The 6,226-nt window shown below is 74.6% G+C and carries 3 protein-coding genes; all 3 read right to left on the bottom strand.

Features of this window, described 5'->3' with window-relative positions; genetic code table 11:
- Positions 1–93 precede the first annotated feature (93 nt).
- The 3 genes from ACFW1I_RS30745 to ACFW1I_RS30735 all read right to left on the bottom strand — a co-directional run bounded on the left by ACFW1I_RS30745 (position 94) and on the right by ACFW1I_RS30735 (position 6,008).
- The gene (locus ACFW1I_RS30745; RefSeq protein ID WP_384676081.1) at positions 94–1,965 is read right to left on the bottom strand and encodes an ABC transporter substrate-binding protein; all 1,872 of its coding nucleotides are present in this window, start codon (positions 1,963–1,965) and stop codon (positions 94–96) included.
- A gap of 200 nt (positions 1,966–2,165) precedes the next feature.
- Positions 2,166–5,294 (bottom strand): SCO5717 family growth-regulating ATPase, encoded by a 3,129-nt coding sequence (locus ACFW1I_RS30740; protein ID WP_384676050.1) that lies wholly within the window; start codon positions 5,292–5,294, stop codon positions 2,166–2,168.
- Positions 5,295–5,774: 480 nt separating this feature from the next.
- Positions 5,775–6,008, bottom strand: coding sequence for a DUF397 domain-containing protein (locus ACFW1I_RS30735; RefSeq protein ID WP_031014159.1), 234 nt, complete (start codon positions 6,006–6,008; stop codon positions 5,775–5,777).
- Positions 6,009–6,226 lie beyond the last annotated feature (218 nt).

Below are 6,226 nucleotides of genomic sequence, written 5' to 3'. Positions count from 1 at the left end.
CCCCGACCACTGGGTGAGCGCGATGCCGGTGGTCACCCGGTCGCCGAGGCCGCCGTGCCGCCACGCCGGCGGGGGTGCTTGCCGTCGTCATCGCTACTCGCGGTCGTCGGCGGTGGCGCGCCGGCGCATCCGGAAGAGCAGGAGTCCGCCGCCGACGACGACCACGGCCGCGCCGATCCCGATGACGATCCCGGTCGAGGACGAGCCGGAGCCGTCCTCCGACCCGGACGTGGAGGCGGCGGGGACGGCCGACCACCAGCTCCAGTAGCCGTCCTGCCCCCACAGGTTCCCGGCGGCCTCGGGCATGGTGGTGATCGACGCGATCTGGTCGGTGCGGTACGCCTCCAGGGCGTTGGGGTAGGCCATGACGTTCATGTACCCCGTGTCGTACAGCCGGGACTGCATCCGCTTGACCAGGTCCGCCCGCTTGGCGGTGTCGTACTCCACCGCCTGCTGCGCGTAGAGGGAGTCGAACTCCTTGTCGCAGATGAAGTTGTCGGTGGCGCCGGTGTCCTTCGGGGTGGCCGGGAGGGTGCCGCAGGTGTGGATGGAGAGGACGTAGTCCGGGTCGGGGTTGACCGACCAGCCGTCGAAGGCGAGGTCGTAGTCGCCCTTGACCCAGGGGTCGGAGACGCTGTCCAGGCACTCGACGGTCAGGCCGATGCCGAGCCCGCCCCACCACTCCTGGAGGTACTTGCCGACCGCCTTGTCGTTGGGGTCGGTGGCGTGACAGAGGATCCGGAAGTTCAGCGGCTTGCCGTCCTTGCCCAGCCGCTTCCCGTCGCCGTTCTTCCTGTACCCGGCGTCGTCGAGGGCCTTCGCGGCGGCGGCCGGGTCGTAGCCGCGCTTCTGGGCGCCCTCGGGCTTCCAGAAGTACGAGCCGAAGCGGGGCGGGATGTAGCCCTCGCCCTCGACGGCGTGGCCCTGGAAGACCTTGTCGACGAGGGTGGCGCGGTCGACGGAGAGGAAGAGCGCCTTGCGGACGGCCGGGTCGAGCAGGGCCGGGTGGCCGTTGCCGAAGGTCCTGCCGTCCTTGGCGCGGGCGCCGGGGTTGGTGGCGAGCGCGTAGAAGCGCCGCCCGGGGGCGTCGTTGACCTTGATGTCCTTCTGCGTCTTCAGCGCCGCCGCCTGGGCGGGCGTCAGGTTCGGGACGAAGGACACCTCGCCCTTCTGGAGGGCGGCGACGGCCGCGTCCCCGTCCTTGTAGTACTTGAAGACCAGCTCGTCGAACTTGGGGGCGCCCCGCCAGAACTTCTTGTTCGGCTTGAGCTTGATGTACTGGTCGACCTTGAAGTCCGTGATGACGAAGGGGCCGTTGCCGACGATCGGGAACTGCCGGTCGTTGTTGAACTTCGAGAAGTCGCCGACCTTCTCCCACACGTGCTTGGGCACGATCGGCACGTCGAGCGCGGTCATCGTCGCCTGCGGCTTCTTCAGCCGGATGACGAGGGTGCGCGGGTCGGGGGCGGTGACCTCGGCGAAGTTGGCCGTGAAGCTGCCGTTGGCGGTGGCCGCGTTCGGGTCGGTCATCATCTTGTTGAAGGTCCAGGCCGCGTCCTCGGCGGTGGCCGGCTTCCCGTCGGACCAGGTCGAGTCCTCGCGGATCTTGTACGTCCACGTCAGCTTGTCCGCCGAGGCGGACCATTCGGTGGCGAAGGCCGGGACGGTCCTGGCGTCCTTCGGGTCGTAGTTGGTGAGGTACTCGTACGCCAGCCGGTGGATGCTGGTCGAGGTGAGCTTCTGGGCGAGGAACGGGCTCAGCGAGTCGATGCTCTGCGAGACGGCCACCGTGAGCGTCGTACCGCCGGACTTCTCGTCCTCGGCGGCCGCCGGGGTGGCGGTCGCGGTGGCGGGGAGGGCCGCGAGCGAGGCGGTGGCGATGCCGGCGGCGAGCAGCAGACGGGCGGCCCGGCGGGGCCGGTGCGGCCGGCGGGGGAGTGGACGGGATGGAACCTTCGTGACCATGACCATGGGACGTGACCTCGCGTCGGGGGATCTGTCGTGGAGTCGTGGATCTTGGGCTGACGTCAAGTGAAGCGAAGATGTATCAGCGGTGGTCTGCCGTCGTCAACGATGACTCAAACCCCGTGTGGGCTGCGGGAATGCAAGGAGGCTCCGTACCGGTGACCCGGTACGGAGCCTCATTGGTCTACTCCTGTGACGCCCTACTGCTGAGGGGCTGGCGGCGCCTGCGGAGGTGCCTGCGGCGGGGCCTGCGGAGGCAGCGGCTGACCGAACGGCTGGCCCGGCGCGGGCTGCTGCCCGTACGGCTGCGCGGGCTGCCCCGGCTGACCCGGCTGGCCGGAAGTCGCCGCCGGCGGATACGGCTGCTGCCCGTACGGCTGTCCGGGATACCCGGCTTGACCCGGCATCGGCTCACCGGGCTGCCCCGGCATCGGCTGACCGGGCATCGGCTGGCCCGGCTGGGGGTACGGCTGCGGCGGGCCCTGCGGCGGGTACGGCTGACCGGGCGCGGGCTGACCGGGGGCGTACGAGCCGGGCATCGGCTGCCCCGGGTACGGCTGGCCCGGCGCGGGCGGAGCGCCGTACGGCTGCCCCGGCGCGGGCTGACCCGGCTGGCCGGGCTGCCCCGGCGCCGGCTGGCCGGGCTGACCCGGCTGCCCGGGGCCGTACGGGCCGGGGGCGTACTGGCCCGGCATCGGCGGCGCCATGTGCGGCGGCAGGCCGCCCTGGCCGTCACCGGTCCACAGCCCCTGCGCCTGCTGCGCCCGCGCGAAGTCCTCGGCGACCATCGCCGAGAGGTCGAAGTACGCCTCCCGGGTCTTCGGCCGCATCATGTCGAGGTCCACCTCGGCGCCGGCCGCCAGGTGCTCGTCGAAGGGCACCACGATCACACCGCGGCAGCGGGTGCGGAAGTGCTGCACGATGTCCTCGACCTTGATCATCTTGCCGGTCTCGCGGACCCCCGAGATGACCGTGATCGAGCGCTGCACCAGATCCGCGTACCCGTGCGCCGACAGCCAGTCCAGCGTCGTCGAGGCGCTGGAGGCGCCGTCCACGGACGGCGTCGAGATGATGATCAGCTGGTCGGCCAGGTCGAGCACCCCGCGCATGGCGCTGTACAGCAGACCCGTGCCGGAGTCGGTGAGGATCACCGGGTACTGCTTGCCGAGGACGTCGATCGCCCGCCGGTAGTCCTCGTCGTTGAAGGTCGTCGAGACGGCCGGGTCCACGTCGTTGGCGATGATCTCCAGGCCGGACGGCGCCTGCGAGGTGAACCGGCGGATGTCCATGTACGAGTTGAGGTACGGGATCGCCTGCACCAGGTCGCGGATGGTCGCCCCGGTCTCGCGCCGCACCCGGCGGCCCAGCGTGCCGGCGTCCGGGTTGGCGTCGATCGCCAGGATCTTGTCCTGCCGCTCGATGGCCAGGGTCGCGCCGAGCGCGGTCGTCGTCGTGGTCTTGCCGACACCGCCCTTCAGCGAGATGACCGCGATCCGGTAGCAGGACAGGACGGGCGTGCGGATCAGGTCCAGCTTCCGCTGCCGCTCCTGCTCCTCCTTCTTGCCGCCCAGCTTGAACCGCGAGGCCGCGCCAGGGTTCCGGCTCGACTTCGCCTTCTGCTTGTTGTTGCGCAGCAGCCGGTCGGAGGAGAGCTCCACGGCCGCCGTGTAGCCCAGCGGGGCACCCGGCACGGACCGCTCGCGCTGGTCGTGCGTGACCGGCTGCGGCCAGGCCGCCCCGGTCCTCGGGTCCACGCCGCCCGGCGGGTAGCCGTACCCCTCCGGGCCCTGCGGCGCCGGCTCACCGGGCGCGCCCGGACCCTGCGGGTAGCCGTAACCGCCCTGCGCCTGCGGCGGGAGGCCGTACCCGGCGGGGGGCTGCTCCGGGCCGGGCGCCGACGGCTGGGGCTGCGGCTGGGGCTGCTGACCGGGGTGCGGGTAGCCGTAACCGGCCGGAGCCTGCGGCGGGTAGCCGTACCCGGCGGGCGCCTGCGGGGGCAGTCCGGGGGCGCCCGGGCCCTGGGGGTACCCGTAGCCACCCTGCGGCGGTACGGCTCCGGGGGCGCCGGCCGCCGGCTGCCCGGGCCACTGCGGCGCGGGCTGCGGAGCCTGGGCGGCCTGCGGCTGCTGCGCGGGCTGCTGGGCCTCGGGGGAGGCCGGCGGGAACTCGGGCGGCAGCGGCGGCAGCGCGCCGCCCGCGACGGGCGCTCCGGGGACGGCGCCCGGGGCGCCCTCGGCGGGCAGCGGGGCGGCGGGGGGCAGCGCGGCGGGGACGGCGTCGGAGGGGGCGTCGGCGGATTCGGTCTCGGCGGCGGACGCGTCGGCCTCGTCCTCCTGGCCCTCGGCCTCGGCCTCGACCTCGCTCTCGGTCGCGTTCTCGTCGTCCGCGTCCGTCTCGGTGTCGGTGTCGGCCTCCGCCTCGACCTCGTCCTCGGTGCCGGCTTCGGCCTCGACGTCGTCCGGTTCCCCGGAGGGAGCCGTGTCGGTGTCCGACTCCGTCTCCTCGGCCTGTGCCTGGGGTTCCGTGGCGGCCGGGTCGACGTGCTCCGGCTCCGGGGCGGGGTCGGTGCCGGGCTCGTCCGCGGCGGGGGCCGGGGGCACGTCGGCGCGGGCCAGGCCCGCGGCCTCGGGGGAGCCCGGCAGGGGGCCGGCGGCGGGTGCGGCGTCCGGCTGCGCGGCCGCGTCCGGCCGCAGCGAGGCCGGGTTGAAGCGCATGGTGGCGCCGCTCTCCACCTCCCCGCCGCCGAAGGGCGCGCCGGGAGCGGGAGCGGGTACGGGGGCGGCCGCGGGCGCCGGGTAGGCCGGCGGCGCGACGGGCGTGCCGGGGGCACCGGGCGCACCGGCCTCGGGGCCGTACGCCCCGTACGGCCCGGGCGCGGCGGCCTGCTGACCGGGGATCTGACCGGGGACCTGGCCCGGGATCGGGCCGGGGGCCTGCCCGGGGTACGCCCCGGGGGTCTGGCCCGGCGCGGGCGCCGGGTAGCCGGGGGGCGGCGTGCCGGGGGCGCCGGCCTCGGGGCCGTACGTCCCGTAGGGGCCGGGCGCGGGAGGCTGCTGGCCGGGGACCTGGCCGGGCCCGGGCGGCGGCGGGGTGGGCGTCCAGCCCTGCTGGAAGCCGGCCGGGGGCACCCCGGGCACCGGGACCGGCGCACCCGTCGGCGGCGGGGGAGTGACACCGGCGCCCCCCGGACCGCCCGGCGCGTTCTGCGTGTACCAGGCCGGCGGGGTGTAGTCGATGGTGAACTCACCCGTCATCTCGGCGGGATCCGCGTCGGACTCGTCGGCGGGCACGTTCCAGCCCCCGCGGATGTCGTCGCGATCGCCGTTCACTTTGCCTCCTGGTGTGGTCGAGCACCCTTGTGCCGTCGTGCGTCGGGGCCACCGTTCACTGCCGATCGGGCCGGCTCTCCCCTCGGACCCGGCGAACGTTCCGAGGGATCCTCCGCCGCGCCCCCACCCACCCTAAACGTCCGCAACGCCGCCGCGGCAGGCCCGTCCTCTCCCGGACGCCCTCCCTCCGGCCGGGAGCGGGGCCCGGGTGACGCCGGCGCGGCGGAGCGTGAGGAAGCGGGCCGGGCGAAACCGTACAAGACGGAGCAACGCGGGGGAATTCGTACGGTCTTGCCCGCTTCCGTCCGGCCCGATCTCGCGCGTTCCCCTCCCGTACCCCTTCCGTTCCCCTCCGCCCCACCCGTCCCGGTGGTGGCCCGAACGGGTGAAGCGACGAACCGGCGGCCGCGCACCCGCTCGGGGCACCCGACCGCCGGTCCGACACGGCCCCCCGCCGCGGACGGCGGGGGGCCGCTCCCCTCAGCGCAGGTCGAACTCGCCGTCCCGCGCGCCGAGCACGAAGGCCGTCCACTCCGCCTCCGTGTACCGCAGCACCGTGCCGTGGTCCAGCGAGGAGCGCATGGCGACGGCTCCGCCCGGCAGATGGGCGATCTCGACCCGCTCCTCGTCCGGGCTCGTCCCGGGGGCGCCGATCCACTCGACGTCCGAGATGTCGAGGGCGTACAACTCGTCCTTCTCCTGCGCGCTCCCCATGGGGGTTCCTTTCGCTCACGGCCTGTCGGCGGACCATGTGTCCCGTGGCGCCGGGCAGTTGGGCCCGCCCCGCGCCACCAGGAGAAATACTAGGGAAGCGGCCCCCCCGGGGGGGCCGGGTGGGGCGCGGGGGCGCCCGGGAGGCGCGCAGCGCGGCCGCCGCGGGCGCCGTGCCCGCGGGGGCGGCCGCGGCGGGCCCGGGGGGCGGTGTGCCATGT

This window comes from Streptomyces sp. NPDC058955 (assembly GCF_042741435.1).
GTDB lineage: Bacteria > Actinomycetota > Actinomycetes > Streptomycetales > Streptomycetaceae > Streptomyces.
The sequence above is the reverse complement of the archived record's forward strand: the minus strand, read 5'-3'. Positions and strand labels throughout refer to the sequence as shown.

Coding starts and splice junctions, on each gene's coding strand:
- ACFW1I_RS30745 (WP_384676081.1), bottom strand. CDS start 1,965: ATGGTCACGAAGGTTCCATCCCGTCCACTCCCCCGCCGGCCGCACCGG.
- ACFW1I_RS30735 (WP_031014159.1), bottom strand. CDS start 6,008: ATGGGGAGCGCGCAGGAGAAGGACGAGTTGTACGCCCTCGACATCTCG.